General features: G+C 60.9%; 11 protein-coding genes. 9 read left to right on the plus strand and 2 right to left on the minus strand.

The window, feature by feature from the left end; genetic code table 11:
• Positions 1 to 481 precede the first annotated feature (481 nt).
• The gene (locus tag AC1Q6Y_RS00355) at positions 482 to 1858 is read right to left on the minus strand and encodes an L-serine ammonia-lyase (protein ID WP_057712982.1); all 1377 of its coding nucleotides are present in this window, start codon (positions 1856 to 1858) and stop codon (positions 482 to 484) included.
• 435 nt (positions 1859 to 2293) lie between these two features.
• Here AC1Q6Y_RS00355 and AC1Q6Y_RS00360 point away from each other — a divergent pair, with 435 nt between their 5' ends.
• The 3 genes from AC1Q6Y_RS00360 (at position 2294) to choV (ending at position 5328) form a co-directional block, all read left to right on the plus strand.
• Positions 2294 to 3241 (plus strand): choline ABC transporter substrate-binding protein, encoded by a 948-nt coding sequence (locus AC1Q6Y_RS00360; protein ID WP_057712981.1) that lies wholly within the window; start codon positions 2294 to 2296, stop codon positions 3239 to 3241.
• A gap of 66 nt (positions 3242 to 3307) precedes the next feature.
• Entirely contained in the window at positions 3308 to 4153 is an 846-nt protein-coding gene (gene choW, locus AC1Q6Y_RS00365) for a choline ABC transporter permease subunit (RefSeq protein ID WP_057716544.1), read from the plus strand.
• Positions 4150 to 5328 carry a choline ABC transporter ATP-binding protein gene (gene choV / locus AC1Q6Y_RS00370; RefSeq protein ID WP_492623890.1) on the plus strand — a complete coding sequence of 393 codons (1179 nt, stop codon included), beginning with the start codon at positions 4150 to 4152 and terminating at the stop codon, positions 5326 to 5328. Before choW ends, choV begins: the two co-directional genes overlap by 4 nt.
• A gap of 259 nt (positions 5329 to 5587) precedes the next feature.
• On the opposite strand, the gene AC1Q6Y_RS00375 is transcribed toward choV, so the two are convergent.
• Entirely contained in the window at positions 5588 to 7528 is a 1941-nt protein-coding gene (locus tag AC1Q6Y_RS00375; protein WP_224795436.1) for a BCCT family transporter, read from the minus strand.
• 381 nt (positions 7529 to 7909) lie between these two features.
• On the opposite strand from AC1Q6Y_RS00375, the gene betI reads away from it, so the two are divergent.
• The 6 genes from betI (at position 7910) to mdtD (ending at position 16604) form a co-directional block, all read left to right on the plus strand.
• On the plus strand, positions 7910 to 8503 hold the full coding sequence (gene betI / locus AC1Q6Y_RS00380) for a transcriptional regulator BetI (protein ID WP_007985937.1): 594 nt from the start codon (positions 7910 to 7912) through the stop codon (positions 8501 to 8503).
• 62 nt (positions 8504 to 8565) lie between these two features.
• On the plus strand, positions 8566 to 10038 hold the full coding sequence (betB, locus tag AC1Q6Y_RS00385) for a betaine-aldehyde dehydrogenase (RefSeq protein ID WP_057712979.1): 1473 nt from the start codon (positions 8566 to 8568) through the stop codon (positions 10036 to 10038).
• Positions 10039 to 10242: 204 nt separating this feature from the next.
• The gene (betA, locus tag AC1Q6Y_RS00390; protein WP_492623891.1) at positions 10243 to 11943 is read left to right on the plus strand and encodes a choline dehydrogenase; all 1701 of its coding nucleotides are present in this window, start codon (positions 10243 to 10245) and stop codon (positions 11941 to 11943) included.
• A gap of 284 nt (positions 11944 to 12227) precedes the next feature.
• Positions 12228 to 13670, plus strand: coding sequence for a TldD/PmbA family protein (locus AC1Q6Y_RS00395; protein ID WP_492623892.1), 1443 nt, complete (start codon positions 12228 to 12230; stop codon positions 13668 to 13670).
• On the plus strand, positions 13670 to 15007 hold the full coding sequence (locus AC1Q6Y_RS00400; RefSeq protein ID WP_492623893.1) for a TldD/PmbA family protein: 1338 nt from the start codon (positions 13670 to 13672) through the stop codon (positions 15005 to 15007). Before AC1Q6Y_RS00395 ends, AC1Q6Y_RS00400 begins: the two co-directional genes overlap by 1 nt.
• Before the next feature lie 169 nt (positions 15008 to 15176).
• A complete protein-coding gene (mdtD, locus tag AC1Q6Y_RS00405; protein WP_057712975.1) occupies positions 15177 to 16604 on the plus strand; it encodes a multidrug transporter subunit MdtD in 1428 nt (475 codons plus the stop codon).
• The last annotated feature ends 74 nt before the right edge of the window (positions 16605 to 16678 follow it).

A 16678-nucleotide genomic window follows, 5' to 3' on the forward strand; every position in this document is an offset into this window, starting at 1 on the left:
ATCGTTCTCGCGTGGGAGACGGGCTTTGTAATGACAGAGCAATTGCCATGCCTAAATTTGAATGCGCGTTCAATAACTCCTAAAAACGACGTCGGAATGTGTCTATGTATGTCTTGCAAGGCGTGGGGATTTAAATGGCCATCAGGACTGGCAAGCGCCCCGACGCACAAGCTGTGAGCAATTCGGTAGCACTTGTGGGAACGGCGTTTCGCCGCATCGCAGAGGAGTGTCACCGCAAGCACGGGTGACGGGCGGTCGAAGGCTGGCTGGCCCTCGATCAGTGGCAAGGCGATTTATCTGTGAGCGACGCGCCAAAAGGTGGCGCGCTTTCGAGCGGGTGTTCACTTAGCGCGCAGTTTTGACTGGTCTGGCGCTATCGCGAGCAAGCTCGCTCCCACAGGGATTTATGGTGTGTCTCACTTCTCCAATCCACACCGAATCCTGTGGGAGCGAGCTTGCTCGCGATGGGGTCAACGCGGTCTCAACACTCCACCGCACTCACCGCCAACCCACCCCGCGATGTCTCCTTATATTTGTCATGCATGTCGGCACCGGTATCGCGCATGGTGCGGATCACCCGATCCAGCGAAATGAAGTGCTGACCATCACCGCGCAATGCCATTTGCGCGGCGTTGATCGCCTTCACCGCGGCAATTGCGTTGCGCTCGATGCACGGCACCTGGACCAGCCCACCCACCGGGTCGCAGGTCAGGCCGAGGTTGTGCTCCAGACCGATCTCCGCCGCGTTGCACAGTTGCTCTGGCGTGGCGCCAAGGATTTCCGCCAGCCCGGCCGCCGCCATGGCGCAGGCCGAACCGACTTCGCCCTGGCAACCGACTTCGGCACCGGAGATCGAGGCGTTCTTCTTGCACAGGATTCCCACCGCCGCCGCGCCGAGGAAGTAGTCGACGACATTGGCGTCGGTCACGGCCTCGCTGAATTTCATGAAGTAGTGCAGCACTGCCGGAATGATCCCCGCCGCGCCGTTGGTCGGTGCCGTGACCATGCGCCCGCCGGCGGCATTTTCTTCGTTGACCGCCAGGGCGAACAGATTGACCCATTCCATGGCGCTCAAGGTCGAGCCGATCACGTTGGGTTTGTTCAGTTCCTGCAGGCTGCGATGCAGCTTGGCCGCGCGGCGGCGCACGTTCAACCCGCCGGGCAGGATGCCTTCGTGTTTAAGGCCCTGTTCAACGCAATCCTGCATGGCGCGCCAGAGCTTCATCAGGCCGCTGCGGATTTCATCCTCGCTGCGCCACACCCTCTCGTTGGCCATCATTAACTCAGCCACGCGCAGGTTGTGTTTTTTACACAGTTCCAGCAGCTCGGCGGCGCTGGAAAAATCATAAGGCAACACAGTGCTGTCGAGGTCGACGACACCGCTGGAAGCCTGCGCTTCATCGACGACAAAACCGCCGCCGACCGAATAGTAGGTGTCGCGATGCAACTCGCCGTCATCACCCTCGACAATCAGGGTCATGGCGTTGGGATGGAATGGCAGGTTCTCGTCGATCAGGCGCATGTCCCGGCCCCAGATGAAGGGCACCGGCAAGCGACCGTCGAGCAGCAGCGTATCGGTCTCGCGCAGGTTTGCGATACAGATGCCGATTTGCGACGGATCAATCGCATCCGGCCACTCGCCCATCAGCCCCATGATCACTGCATTGTCGCTGCCGTGGCCGATACCGGTGGCCGACAACGAGCCGAACAGCTGGACTTCGACACGCCGCACCTGCTCAAGCAACCCACGCTCGCGCAGGCCCTGCACAAACAACGCCGCCGCCCGCATGGGCCCCACGGTGTGCGAACTGGAAGGGCCGATGCCGATTTTGAACAGGTCGAAAACACTGATAGCCATTACTGCCGAACTCCTGGATGGGCCCACTGCGCACGCAAAAACGCACGGTGACGGAGCTGCTACGCTCAAGCTGCAATCCGCCGAGATGACCGCATCATCAAGCTTTTATCGTGTTGTTCGACGTCTCTAACCGACGCACTCATGCCCACCAGCGCCGCGTGTCTTTTACGCCGTGTTTTCGCCGTTTTTTTGCGGTTCAGAAGAGGAAAAGGGCCTGAAAAAATCTGTAAACGACGTCACCGACACTGGATGCGACCATCCCTGTACTGGATACGACGCACCCTGTAGGCGTCAGATTTTCACTGGTACATGATCATATCGACTCGATTGCAAGGCGCTGCGGTAGAGCTGTCTCCAGAACGCCATCCAACCGCAACCTATAAGTGCGGTGGTCCAGTCGGAACACTGCCAAAAAAAACACCAAGGAGTCCATCCATGAAAGGTTCCCCGTCGTTGTTGTTGGCCGCCATGCTTAGTCTGCCGGTTCTGGCGCAAGCCGCAGAACCGGCGCAGTGCAGTACCGTAAACTTCTCCGATGTCGGCTGGACCGACATCACCGCGACTACCGCGACCACCAGCGTCGTGCTCAACGCCCTCGGCTACAAGACCAAGACCACCATGATTTCCGTGCCCGTGACCTACAAGTCCCTGGCCGACGGCAAGAACATGGACGTGTTTCTGGGCAACTGGATGCCGACCATGGAAAACGACATCAAGGCCTACCGCGATGCCGGCACCGTGGAAACCGTACGCACCAACCTCAAGGGCGCCAAGTACACCCTCGCCGTCCCTCAGGCGCTGTACGACAAGGGCCTGCATGACTTCGCCGACATCGCCAAATTCAAGAAAGAGCTCGACGGCAAAATCTACGGCATCGAGCCTGGCAACGACGGTAATCGTCTGATCCAGAGCATGATCGACAAGGATGCCTTCGGCCTGAAGACCGCCGGTTTCAAAGTCGTCGAATCCTCCGAAGCAGGCATGCTGTCGCAGGTCGACCGCGCACAGAAACGCGACACCGCCGTGGTGTTCCTCGGCTGGGCGCCGCACCCGATGAACAAGCGCTTCAAAATTCAATACCTGACCGGTGGCGATGACTTCTTCGGCCCCGACTTCGGTGCCGCCACCGTGGCGACCAACACCCGCAAGGGTTACGCGCAGGAGTGCAGCAACGTTGGTCAGTTGTTGAAGAACCTGGAGTTCACCGTCGACATGGAAAGCGAACTGATGGGCAACATCCTGGACGACAAGATGAAGCCTGACGCGGCCGCCAAGGCCTGGCTGAAAAACAATCCACAGGTGCTCGATACCTGGCTCGCTGGCGTGACCACCATTGACGGTAAACCAGGCCTGGAGGCCGTGAAAGCCAAACTGGCCAAGTAATCGCTTATGCCGGGCGGCCTCGGCCGTCCGGGCTGTTTATTTCCTTGCATGCGGACGTTCACTACCATGCTGATTGATCAGAAAATCCCCTTAGGCCAGTACATCGCGGGCTTCGTTGAATGGTTGACGCAACACGGCGCCAACACCTTCGACGCCATCGCCGTGTCACTGGAAACGATGATCCACGGCGTGACGTTTGCGCTGACCTGGTTCAACCCGCTGGTACTGATCGGCGTAATCGCACTACTGGCACACTTCATTCAACGTAAATGGGGCCTGACAGCGTTTGTCGTTGCCTCCTTTCTGCTGATCCTCAATCTGGGGTACTGGCAGGAGACCATGGAAACCCTCGCCCAGGTGTTGTTCGCCACCCTGGTCTGCGTGATCATCGGCGTGCCGCTGGGCATCGTCGCCGCGCACAAACCGATGTTCTATACTTTAATGCGTCCGGTACTCGATCTGATGCAGACCGTACCGACGTTCGTGTACCTCATTCCTACCCTGACCCTCTTCGGGCTGGGTGTGGTCCCGGGTCTGATCTCCACGGTGGTGTTCGCGATTGCCGCGCCCATCCGCCTGACCTACCTGGGTATCCGCGATGTCCCGGAAGAATTGATGGACGCCGGCAAGGCCTTTGGCTGCTCGCGCCGTCAACTGCTCTCGCGAATTGAACTGCCTCATGCCATGCCAAGCATCGCGGCCGGCATCACCCAGTGCATCATGCTGTCGTTGTCGATGGTGGTGATCGCGGCACTGGTTGGCGCCGACGGTTTGGGCAAACCCGTGGTCAACGCACTGAATACCGCTGATATCGCCCTGGGCTTCGAAGCAGGTCTGGCGATCGTACTGCTGGCGATCATGCTCGACCGTATCTGCAAACAACCCGACGCCAAAGTAGGGGGTGACGCATGAGCATTATTCGCTTCGATAACGTTGACGTTATCTTCTCCAAGGATCCACGCGAGGCACTCAAGCTGCTGGATCAAGGCATGACCCGTAACGAGATCCTGAAAAAGACCGGGCAGATTGTTGGTGTTGAAAAAGCCAGCCTGGACATCGAAAAAGGTGAGATCTGCGTACTGATGGGCCTGTCCGGCTCCGGTAAATCCAGCCTGCTGCGCTGCATCAACGGCCTCAACACCGTCAGCCGCGGCAAGCTGTTCGTCGAGCACGAAGGCAAGCAGATCGACATTGCCTCCTGCACCCCGGCAGAACTGAAAATGATGCGCACCAAGCGCATTGCGATGGTGTTCCAGAAGTTCGCCCTGATGCCCTGGCTGACCGTTCGCGAGAACATCAGCTTCGGTCTGGAGATGCAGGGTCGTCCCGAGAAGGAACGCCGCAAGCTGGTGGACGACAAGCTAGAGCTGGTGGGCCTGACCCAGTGGCGCAACAAGAAACCCAACGAGCTGTCCGGTGGTATGCAACAACGCGTGGGCCTGGCCCGTGCCTTGGCGATGGACGCCGACATTCTGTTGATGGACGAACCGTTCTCGGCGCTCGACCCACTGATCCGCCAGGGTCTGCAAGACGAGCTGTTGGAACTGCAACGCAAGCTGAGCAAGACCATCGTATTCGTAAGCCACGACCTCGATGAAGCCCTGAAACTGGGCAGCCGTATCGCGATCATGAAAGACGGCCGGATCATCCAGTACAGTGTGCCGGAAGAGATCGTGCTGAACCCGGCGGACGACTACGTGCGGACCTTCGTGGCCCACACCAACCCGCTGAACGTACTGTGCGGCCGCAGCCTGATGCGCACCCTGGACAACTGCAAACGCATCAACGGTTCGGTGTGCCTCGATCCGGGCGGCGATTCGTGGCTGGACCTGGCGGAAGGCAACACTATCAAAGGTGCACGTCAAAACGGTTCTGCTCTGGATCTGCAGAACTGGGTACCGGGTCAGGCTGTTGAAGACCTGGGTCGTCGGCCAACCCTGGTGGACTCGAACATCGGCATGCGCGATGCGCTGCAGATTCGTTATCAGACCGGCAACAAACTGGTGCTGCACGATAACAACCATGTAGTGGGGATTCTTGGCGACAGCGAGCTGTATCACGCACTGCTCGGCAAGAACCTGGGGTAAGGCAACAGACACAAAAACGCCGCGAGAGAATCGCGGCGTTTTTGTTTGTGGGGATATCGGGTGACGCAGCTTTGTGGCCGATGGCCCCATCGCGGGCAAGCCCGTTCTCACATGGACGGAGAACAACCTGTGGGAGCGAGCTTGCTCGCGATGAGGGCTTAACATTCAACATGAGTGTTGACTGTCCCTCCGCTATCGCGAGCAAGCTCGCTCCCACAGGGGGTTGCGGAGCATTCACTGCACCGCAGTTCCTCACACCTTAGCTATAAACCCGGCCAAGGAGCTGCCGATGGCTTTCAAACTGATCGAGCACGTCACGGGTGATCTGATCCTGGGTGAAGCCCATCAAGTCGTAGTCCTGGCTGCCGTTGTGCAGATACACCTCGGCGCGGTAATAACGCTGACGCGCCTCATCGGACTGAGCCGATTCGGTTGGCGTGGCCAGGTAGCCATCCAGGCTGACTTCGTAGACAAACGGGTTGCCCTCTTCCATCTCGACCCGTACGCCCATGCAACGCTTGGACTTGCCCAGCAGCGTCTGAACCTCCAGACCTTGGGCACGCATTTGCGCCGTCGCATCTTCCAGCGCCGGAGTCACGTGCTTGTCCATGAAGCGCTGGACCACCGACTGGCTCGGTTGCAGGTCCAGCTGGGTCAAACGCTCAGTGAAACCACGGCGACCACGTGCCGCCAGTTCCGCTTGCTCCTGTTCGATCTGCACGTCCTGGCGCATGGCCTTGTGCAAGCCGAACATGAAGAACACCAGCACCACCGAGAACGGCAGACCGGCCAGCACCACCATGGTTTGCATGGCTTCGAAGTTGCCGGCGAACAGCAGGCCGATGGTCACCAGGGTGATCACCGCCGACCAGAAGATCCGCAGCCAGTGCGGCGCGTCTTCGTCGACATTGCCGCCCTTGCACGAAAGGTTCGCCATCATCACCGCGCCGGAGTCCGCCGGGGTCAGGAACAGCACGAAACCGACAAAGATCGACACGCCGATCACAACCTTCGACGCCGGGTAATGCTCAAGCAACTGGTAGATCGCCATGGACGGCTGTTCCAGCGCCGTCTTCCCGAGCTCCACCGCCCCATGGTTCATCACCAGGTCCAGGGCAGAGTTACCGAAGATCGACAGCCACGCCAGGGTGAAGCCCAGCGGAATCAGCAGCACGCCGGCCACCAGTTCGCGCACGGTGCGACCACGGGAAATACGCGCGATGAACATGCCCACGAATGGCGCCCAGGAAATCCACCAGGCCCAGTAGAACAGGGTCCACAGGCCCAGCCAGCGGTCGGACTTCTCACTGTCGCCTTCGTACACATACAGATCGAAAGTCTTCAGTACCACGCCGTTCAGGTAGTCACCGACGTTCTGTACGAAGCCGTTGAGCAGGTGCAAGGTCGGGCCGAACAACAGGACGAAAATCAGCAGGCCGCTGAACAGCACGATGTTGAGGTTGGACAGACGGCGGATGCCGTTTTCCACGCCCGACACGGCAGCGATGGTCGCCACGGTGCTCATCACGATGATCACGATCAGCAGGTTGGTGTTGCTGTGCTCCATGCCGAACAGGTTTTCCAGCCCCGACGACACTTGCAGCGAACCGATCCCCAGGTTCGTCACCAGCCCCAGCAGGGTCACGAACATGCCGAAGCCGTCCACCGCGTGCCCGGCCGCGCCCTTGACCCAACGCTCTCCCACCAGCGGATACAACGCCGAACGCAACGCCAGCGGCTGGTTGTGCCGGTAGGCAAAGTACGCCACGGCCAGGCCGACCAGCGCGTAGATCGCCCAGCCATGCAAGCCCCAGTGCAGGAAGGTCAGTTGCACCGCCTGACGGGCCGCCAGGTTGCTGCCAGCCACGCCTTCCGGCGGGTTGAAGTAGTGGTCCAGCGGCTCGGACGCGCCGAAGTACAGCAGCGAAATACCGATACCCGAGGAGAACAGCATCCCCGCCCAGGCACCGTAGCTGAAGTCCGGGGTGTCGTCCTTGCTGCCCAGTTTCAATTTGCCGTAGGACGAAAACGCCAGACCAACGACAAAAATCAGGTAGGCGGCGATCACCACCATGTAGTACCAGCCGAAGCTGCGGGACAACCAGGCTTGCGCCGTACCCAGCATTCTGCCGGCCTCTTGCGGGGCGATGATCAGAATGGCGGTCAACAACAGAATCAACGCGGTAGAGGTGTAGAACACCCAACCGTTGACCGTCACCTTCTCGGGTGGGGTCTTTATTAGCGAGGCAGAACTCATGGCACAGATGCTCCGGGCAGTGCGAGAGAAGAACGCAAGACAAACGAGTTACCCGACCAATCGGTTAGTGGGCAGCCGACCGGCGGGTGATATAAAGACAGCCCGAAAAAAGCCCGAAGCCCTTGAGACGCCGTGGCGTATAGGCTTCGAGCTATTTCGGATGTCGGTTTGCCGCCATTTACATGTAGGAAAAATCTGTAAGCAGCGACGATTTGTCGCAGATCTTATTCTTTGTTGATTGAACGTTCAATCAAAACAAAATAGACTGGCCCTCAAGCCGATGGACGTTCTGCGTCTGCGGGAAGGCCTAAGGAGATGTGCAAGATGCCCAAGGTCGGTATGCAACCCATCCGCCGCCAGCAATTGATCGAAGCCACTTTGCAGGCCGTCGATCAGGTCGGAATGGGGGACGCCAGCATTGCGCTGATCGCCCGTTTGGCCGGTGTCTCGAATGGCATCATCAGTCACTACTTTCAGGACAAGAATGGCCTGATCGCCGCCACCATGGGGTACCTGATGACCGTCCTGAGCGAGAACGTCACCCTGCGCCGACAGGCGCTGACAGATGACAGCCCGAGGGCTCATCTGCAGGTGATCATCGAAGGCAACTTCGACGCCAGCCAGGTCAATGGCCCGGCAATGAAAACCTGGCTGGCCTTCTGGGCCACCAGCATGCACCAGCCGTCTTTGCACAGGTTGCAGCGGATCAACGATCACCGTCTGTATTCCAACCTGTGCTGCCAGTTTCGCCGCGTGCTGCCGCTCAATGATGCGCGCAGTGCCGCCCGAGGCCTGGCAGCGTTGATCGACGGCCTGTGGTTGCGCGGCGCGTTGTCGGGAGATGCTTTCGACACCGAGCAGGCGCAACAGATTGCTTACGAATACATGGATACCCAACTGGCCAAGCGGGTGAGTTAGAGCACACATAAACGCTCAACCACCGAACCGCGCCAGCCACTTAATGCTCTTGCGAGGACTTTATGGCCCGTTTCGAACTGCAAAAACTCTACATCGATGGCGCGTACAGCGACGCCAGCAGCGACGCCACTTTCGAAGCCATCAACCCGGCTAACGGTGAAGTCCTCGCAAAAGTGCAACGTGCTACCAAGGAAGACGTCGAACGCGCCGTCGTCAGCGCCGAAAAGGGCCAGAAGATCTGGGCCGCCATGACCGCCATGGAGCGTTCGCGCATCCTGCGTCGCGCCGTGGAAATCCTGCGCGAGCGCAACGACGAACTGGCCGCCCTGGAAACCCTGGACACCGGCAAGGCCTACTCCGAAACCCGCTACGTCGACATTGTCACCGGCGCTGACGTGCTGGAGTACTACGCAGGCCTGGTACCGGCCATCGAAGGCGAGCAGATTCCGCTGCGCACCACTTCGTTCGTCTACACCCGTCGCGAGCCGCTGGGCGTCGTGGCCGGTATCGGCGCGTGGAACTACCCGATCCAGATCGCCCTGTGGAAATCCGCACCAGCCCTGGCGGCCGGTAACGCGATGATCTTCAAGCCAAGCGAAGTCACCTCGCTGACCACCCTGAAACTGGCCGAGATCTACACCGAAGCCGGCGTACCAAATGGCGTGTTCAACGTCCTGACCGGCAGCGGCCGTGAAGTCGGCACCTGGCTGACCGAACACCCGCGCATCGAGAAAGTCTCGTTCACCGGCGGCACCGATACCGGCAAGAAAGTCATGGCCAGCGCTTCGAGCTCTTCGCTCAAGGACGTGACCATGGAACTGGGTGGCAAGTCGCCGCTGATCATCTGCGACGACGCCGACCTCGATCGCGCCGCCGACACCGCGATGATGGCCAACTTCTACAGCTCCGGCCAGGTTTGCACCAACGGCACTCGCGTGTTCGTACCGGCTCACCTGAAGGCCGCTTTCGAAGCCAAGATCGCTGAGCGCGTTGCGCGCATCCGCATCGGCAACCCGGAAGACGAAAACACCAACTTCGGTCCGCTGGTCAGCTTTGCGCACATGGAAAGCGTGCTGGGCTACATCGCCAAGGGCAAGGAAGAAGGTGCCCGCCTGCTGTGCGGCGGTGAGCGCCTGACCGACGGTGAATTCGCCAAGGGTGCGTTCGTGGCGCCGACCGTGTTCACCGACTGCACCGACGACATGACCATCGTCCGTGAAGAAATCTTTGGCCCGGTGATGGCGATCCTCTCCTACGAAACTGAAGAAGAAGTGATCCGCCGCGCCAACGACACCGACTTCGGCCTGGCCGCCGGTATCGTCACCAAGGACCTGAACCGCGCCCACCGTGTGATTCATCAGCTGGAAGCCGGTATCTGCTGGATCAACGCCTGGGGCGAATCCGACGCGAAGATGCCGGTCGGTGGCTACAAGCAGTCGGGTGTCGGCCGTGAGAACGGCATCAGTTCGCTGAACAACTTCACCCGCATCAAATCGGTACAGGTCGAGCTGGGCGATTACGTCTCGGTGTTCTAAGTACTGCGAGGTCTCTGTGGCGAGGGGGCTTGCCCCCGTTGGGCTGCGAAGCAGCCCCCTCTCCAGACACCGCAAGTCTTCAGATTGAAAGCCGTCGCAGATTTTACGACTGCTGCGCAGCCGAACGGGGGCAAGCCCCCTCGCCACAGGTTGTGCAGTGTCCCAGCGACCGCGACCTGACCAACTTCAAAGAGGGTGCATTCAATGTCCCAAGAATTCGACTACATCATCATCGGTGCCGGCTCTGCCGGTAACACCCTGGCGACCCGTCTGACCGAAGACGCAGGCGTCACCGTCCTGCTGCTCGAAGCGGGCGGCCCGGACTACCGTTCCGATTTCCGCACACAGATGCCGGCCGCCCTGGCGTTCCCGCTGCAAGGCCGTCGCTACAACTGGGCCTACGAAACCGATCCGGAGCCACACATGGACGGTCGTCGCATGGAGTGCGGTCGCGGCAAGGGTCTGGGCGGTTCCTCGCTGATCAACGGCATGTGCTACATCCGCGGCAACGCCATGGACTACGACGGCTGGGCAAAATTGCCAGGCCTTGAGGACTGGTCGTACCTGGACTGCCTGCCGTATTTCCGTAAAGCGGAAACCCGCGACATCGGCCCTAACGACTACCACGGTGGCGACGGCCCGGTCAGCGTGACCACACCGAAAGCCGGCAACAACCCGCTGTTCCACGCCATGGTTGAAGCCGGCGTGCAGGCCGGTTACCCGCGCACCGAAGACTTGAACGGCTACCAGCAGGAAGGCTTCGGCCCGATGGACCGCACCGTGACGCCGAAAGGTCGTCGTGCCTCCACCGCCCGCGGCTACCTGGACGTCGCCAAGAAGCGTTCGACCCTGACCATCGTCACCCACGCCCTGACCGACAAGATCCTGTTCGAAGGCAAGCGTGCGGTCGGCGTGCGTTACCTGGTCGGCACCGCTGAGGAGCGCGTTGAAGTCAAGGCGCGCAAGGAAGTACTGCTGTGCTCCGGCGCCATCGCTTCGCCGCAGATCCTGCAGCGCTCCGGCGTGGGCCCTGCCGAACTGCTGAACAAACTCGACATTCCGGTGGTCCACGATCTGCCGGGCGTCGGTGAAAACCTGCAGGATCACCTTGAGCTGTACCTGCAATACGCTTGCACCCAACCGGTCTCGCTGTACCCGTCGCTGCTCTGGTACAACCAGCCGGCCATCGGTGCCGAGTGGCTGTTCAACGGCACCGGCATCGGCGCCAGCAACCAGTTCGAAGCCGGCGGTTTCATCCGTACCCGTCCGGAGTTCGAATGGCCGAACATCCAGTACCACTTCCTGCCGGTAGCGATTAACTACAACGGCAGCAACGGTGTGAAAGAGCACGGCTTCCAGGCGCACATGGGCTCCATGCGTTCGCCAAGCCGCGGGCGCATCCAGGCCAAGTCCAAGGATCCGCGCCAGCACCCGAGCATCCTGTTCAACTACATGGCCACCGAGCAGGACTGGCAAGAGTTCCGCGACGGCATCCGCCTGACCCGGGAAATCATGCAGCAACCTGCACTGGACGCCTTCCGCGGTCGCGAGATCAGCCCGGGCATCGAGGTGCAAACCGACAAGCAACTGGACAAGTTCATCCGCGAACACGCCGAAACCGCGTTTCACCCGTCCTGCTCGTGCAAGATGGGCACCGACGAAATGGCCGTGGTCGATGGCGAAGGTCGCGTGCATGGCATGCAAGGCCTGCGTGTGGTCGATGCGTCGATCATGCCGATCATCACCACCGGCAACCTCAATGCACCGACGATCATGATGGCCGAGAAAATCGCCGACAAGATCCGTGGTCGCAAGCCATTGCCGCGCAGCACCGCCACTTACTATGTGGCGGGTGAAGCACCGGTGAAGGGCAAGCCGGTGCGGGAAGTGAGCCAGACTGCATAAGTCGCTACACCGCGTCACGGCCAATCGCGAGCAAGCTCGCTCCCACAGGTTTCGGGTTGGATTGCAGATTTGTGATCCAGCCCGGACTACTGTGGGAGCGAGCTTGCTCGCGATGGGGCCCTGACAACCAACACACATCTTCCGGCCGAACCCGATAATCCCTCTCTACACCGTTTCACCCTTGATCCTCCCCCCTCGCAGGCCTAATCTAGCGCCACGCAATCGTTTCACCTCTCCCCTCGCAGCACCGCTCCATCGCCACTCCATACCCAGGAGGTTCACGAATGTTCGATTTCTACCCCCAGCTCAAGCAGCGCTTCGCTGCCTTGCGCACGGGTGCTGAATTCTTTTCCCTGCGTTATGTGCGCGAATCCGGGCAGTACCTGTCGGTGCGCAAGAACGTCGCCGAACCACCGAGCCTGAGCCGTGACGAAGGGGCGATGCTGACCGTGCGGGTCAATGGCGTCGAGGCCTATGCGGCCACCAACGACCTGTCGCAACCGGGCCTGCAAGCCGCCCTCGAACGCGCCGAATTCCAGGCCCGTCGACTCAAGCCCCACGCCTTGCTGGACCTGCGCGAGCAGGCTGTTTCCAGCGACCGCGCCGATTACTTTTCACCCAACCTCGACCAGGCCTTCCCGTCCCTGAGCGACTGCTTCCAACTGCTTGGCACCGAGTCGGCCGCCGTGCCCAAGGACGAGCGCCTGGTGAACTGGCAGGTCAGCCTGGGTATCACCCACGTCGAGCAGATCTACCTCAACAGCGCCGGTGCCGAACTGCGCCAGGCCCAACGCTTTGTGTACCCCGGCCTGGACGTCACGGCCTACGACGGCAACGACAGCCAGACCCGCAGCCTTGGCCGCGAGAACTTCGGCCAGCAAGGCGCCGCGGACGTCATCAGCCGCTGCGGCCTGATCGGTGCCGGTGCCCAGGTGGCCGATCAGGCCCTGCAATTGCTCCTGGCGCCAAACACCCCGCAAGGCAAGCGCGACCTGCTGCTGATGCCCGACCAGATGATGCTGCAAATCCACGAGTCCATCGGCCATCCGCTGGAACTGGACCGCATCCTCGGCGACGAGCGCAATTACGCCGGCACCAGTTTCGTCAAAGCCAGCGATTTCGGCCGCCTGCAATACGGTTCCGGCCTGCTCAACGTGACCTTCGATCCCGACATCCCCGAGGAACTCGCCAGTTACGCTCATGACGACGACGGTACGCCCGCCAGCAAACAGTTCCTGATCCGCGAAGGCCTGTTGCTGCGCCCGCTGGGCGGTGCGTTGTCGCAATTCCGTGCCGGCATGGACGGCGTCGCCAACAGCCGCGCCTGCGGCTGGAACCGCCCACCCATCGACCGCATGGCCAACCTCAATATCGAGCCCGGCGATCAGTCCATCGAACAACTGATCGCTGGCATCGAACACGGCGTGCTGATGTCGACCAACCGCTCATGGTCGATCGACGATGCACGCAACAAATTCCAGTTCGGCTGCGAATGGGGCCAACTGATCGAAAACGGCGAACTCAAGGGCGTGGTGAAGAATCCCAACTATAGGGGCATCTCCGCGCAGTTCTGGAAAAGCCTCAGCGCCGTCGGCGATGCCGGTACCCTCAAGGTCCTCGGCACACCGAACTGCGGCAAGGGCGAACCGAACCAGGTGATCCGCGTCGGCCACGCGTCACCGGCCTGCGTGTTCAGCAACGTTGATGTATTCGGAGGAGACGCCTGATGAATCCTTCAAACAGCCAGTCCGCGTCGTTCAAGGCGCTGGTCAACAGCCTGCGTGCAGCCCTGCAAGAGCCCGAGCAGTTCACCCTCAGCTACGCCGCCGAGTCGTCGGCCTTCGTGCGTTTCAACCACGCCAAGGTGCGTCAGGCCGGTCAGGTGCAGCAGGCGAGTATCGGCTTGAAGCTGATCAACGAAGGCCGCCATGCCGACCTGAACATCACCCTGGCCGGCGATCCCCAGGTTGATCTGCGACGTTTGACCGAAGGCCTGCAACAGCTGCGGGAAACCTTGCCGCTGCTGCCTCCGGATCCTTATTTACTGCTCAACCACAATGGCTGGCAGAGCAACAACGTACAGTCGCATCCACTGCCGGACACCGAACAGGTGGTCGCGCAAATCACCCAGGCCGCCGAAGGCCTGGATCTTGTCGGTTTCTACGCTGCCGGACCGATCAGCCGCGGCTTTGCCAGTTCTTCGGGCGCCTTCGGCTGGCATCAGGCCAACAGCTTCAATTTCGACTTCAGCCTGTTCCATGAGAATGGCCAGGCCGTGAAAGCCAGCTACGCCGGGCACGACTGGAACAGCGAAGGCTTTGCCAGACGCTTCCAGCAAGCCCGCGAGCAGCTTGAGTTTCTGGGCCGGCCGCTACGCACTTTGGCGCCCGGCCAATACCGCGCCTACCTGGCACCGGCGGCGCTGGAAGAAATCATGGGCATGCTGTGCTGGGGGGGATTCTCTGCACAGTCGATTGCCAGCAAAAGCAGCCCGCTGCAAAAGCTCTACGGTGGCGACAGCATGTTCAGCCCGCTGGTCTCGCTGGATGAAAAAGTCAGCGGCTCGCTGAGCCCGGCGTTTTCCGATGAAGGTTATCCACGCAGCGACCTGGGGTTGATCGTCGACGGCAAGGCCGGGGCACAACTGGTCAGCTCGCGCAGCGCCGCGGAATACGGCTTGACCGCCAATGGTGCCAGCGGCGGTGAATCACCGAGCGCGCTGAACATGAAAGCCGGGGCATTGCCTGACGCGGACATCCTCAAGCAACTGGGCACCGGGTTGTACATCAGCAACCTGTGGTACCTGAACTTCTCGGATCAACCGGCCGCCCGCCTGACCGGCATGACCCGGTTTGCCACGTTCTGGGTCGAAAACGGCGAGATTCAAGCACCGGTCAACACCATGCGATTTGATGACAGCGCCTTCAGCCTGCTCGGTTCGCAGCTGGAAGCATTGACCCAGGAGCGGGAACTGTTGCTGTCGGCGAGTACGTACAGCCAGCGGGCGACGGCGTCGGCGTTATTGCCGGGGGCGCTCGTAAACCGGCTCACATTAACGCTGTAACCACAAACTCCCAGAACACCGGGAACCTTGTGGGAGCGAGCTTGCTCGCGATGAGGCCATTTCACTCAACATCATTGTCGACTGATCTACCGCTATCGCGAGCAAGCTCGCTCCCACAATGACTGTGATCACAAATCATTTAGCATTGACTTCATCCACAAGAGGTCCCATGCCCAACCGCCCGCCTCTCGACGCTGTGACTGCCCGCTGGATACCCTGGGTCGTCGCCATTGCCTTCTTCATGCAGTCCCTCGACGGGACGATCCTCAACACCGCCCTGCCCGCCATGGCCCGGGACCTGGCCGAAGATCCGCTGCGCATGCAAGGTGTGATCATCGCCTACATGCTCACGGTCGCCTTGCTGATTCCCGCGTCCGGCTGGATCGCCGATCGCTTCGGCACCCGGAAAATCTTCTTCAGTGCGATTTTGCTGTTCAGCCTCGGCTCGCTGCTCTGCGCATTGTCGACCAGCCTGACCCAGTTGATCGGCTCCCGGGTGATCCAGGGCTTGGGCGGCGCGTTGATGCTGCCGGTCGGGCGGCTGGTGGTGTTGCGCGCCTACCCGCGCTCGGAGCTGGTGCGGATCATGGGCTTCATCACCATTCCCGGGCTGCTCGGCCCGTTGATCGGCCCGACCATGGGCGGCTGGATGGTGCAATACCTGACGTGGCACTGGATCTTCCTGATCAACCTGCCGGTGGGGCTGGTCGGTTGCTACGCCGTGTGGAAGTTCATCCCGGACCTGCGCGGCACCGAGCGCACCCGTTTCGATAGCCTGGGCTTTGTGCTGTTTGGCGCGGCGATGATTCTGATCACCATCGCCATGGAAGGCCTGGGCGAACTGCACCTGCCGCACCTGCGGGTGATGTTGCTGCTGTTCGGCGGCATGGCGTGCCTGGCGGCGTACTGGCTGCGTGCCGGGCATATCGAAAACCCGCTGTTCGCGCCGTCGTTGTTCAAGACCCGGACCTTTGCCGTGGGCATTCTCGGCAACCTGTTCGCCCGCCTCGGCAGCGGCGCCCTGCCCTTTCTGGTGCCGTTGCTGCTGCAAGTGGCGCTGGGCTATTCGCCGTCCCAGGCCGGGATGAGCATGCTGCCGCTGGCGGCGGCGGCGATGATCGCCAAGTGGGTGGCGCGGCCGCTGATCGAACATCTGGGTTACCGCATCGTGCTCACCGGCAACACCCTGGCGCTGGGGATCATGCTGGCGAGCATGGGCCTGGTCAGCGAGCAGACGCCGTACTGGCTGCTGCTGTGCCAGCTGGCGATCCTTGGCGCGATCAACTCCTTGCAGTTCACCGCGATGAACACCGTGACCCTGATCGACCTCGACGATGCCAGCGCCAGCAGCGGCAACAGCCTGCTGTCGGTGGTCGCGCAATTGTCACTGAGTCTGGGGGTAGCCTGCGCCGGTGCATTGCTCGGCGGGTTCACGGCCGAGATCGGAAATGACGGCGTGGACACGGTTTTGGGCGCCTTTCAACTGACGTTTGTGACGGTTGGAATCATGGCAATGCTGGCCGCGACGATCTTTTCCCAGCTGTCACGGAATGACGGACGGCGAGTCAAACGTCCGGAAGAACACATAGAGCCTTAGGGCGAATGGCCATCGGACTGGTACACTGCGCGACATTTTGTTTTGCAGGCCAGTCCCGTGACCACCATCGCCAC

This window comes from Pseudomonas sp. GW823-FHT06E10 (assembly GCF_058794995.1).

Coding starts and splice junctions, on each gene's coding strand:
- AC1Q6Y_RS00355 (WP_057712982.1), bottom strand. CDS start 1,858: ATGGCTATCAGTGTTTTCGACCTGTTCAAAATCGGCATCGGCCCTTCC.
- AC1Q6Y_RS00395 (WP_492623892.1), top strand. CDS start 12,228: ATGTTCGATTTCTACCCCCAGCTCAAGCAGCGCTTCGCTGCCTTGCGC.
- AC1Q6Y_RS00360 (WP_057712981.1), top strand. CDS start 2,294: ATGAAAGGTTCCCCGTCGTTGTTGTTGGCCGCCATGCTTAGTCTGCCG.
- mdtD (WP_057712975.1), top strand. CDS start 15,177: ATGCCCAACCGCCCGCCTCTCGACGCTGTGACTGCCCGCTGGATACCC.
- betB (WP_057712979.1), top strand. CDS start 8,566: ATGGCCCGTTTCGAACTGCAAAAACTCTACATCGATGGCGCGTACAGC.
- choV (WP_492623890.1), top strand. CDS start 4,150: ATGAGCATTATTCGCTTCGATAACGTTGACGTTATCTTCTCCAAGGAT.
- betA (WP_492623891.1), top strand. CDS start 10,243: ATGTCCCAAGAATTCGACTACATCATCATCGGTGCCGGCTCTGCCGGT.
- betI (WP_007985937.1), top strand. CDS start 7,910: ATGCCCAAGGTCGGTATGCAACCCATCCGCCGCCAGCAATTGATCGAA.
- choW (WP_057716544.1), top strand. CDS start 3,308: ATGCTGATTGATCAGAAAATCCCCTTAGGCCAGTACATCGCGGGCTTC.
- AC1Q6Y_RS00400 (WP_492623893.1), top strand. CDS start 13,670: ATGAATCCTTCAAACAGCCAGTCCGCGTCGTTCAAGGCGCTGGTCAAC.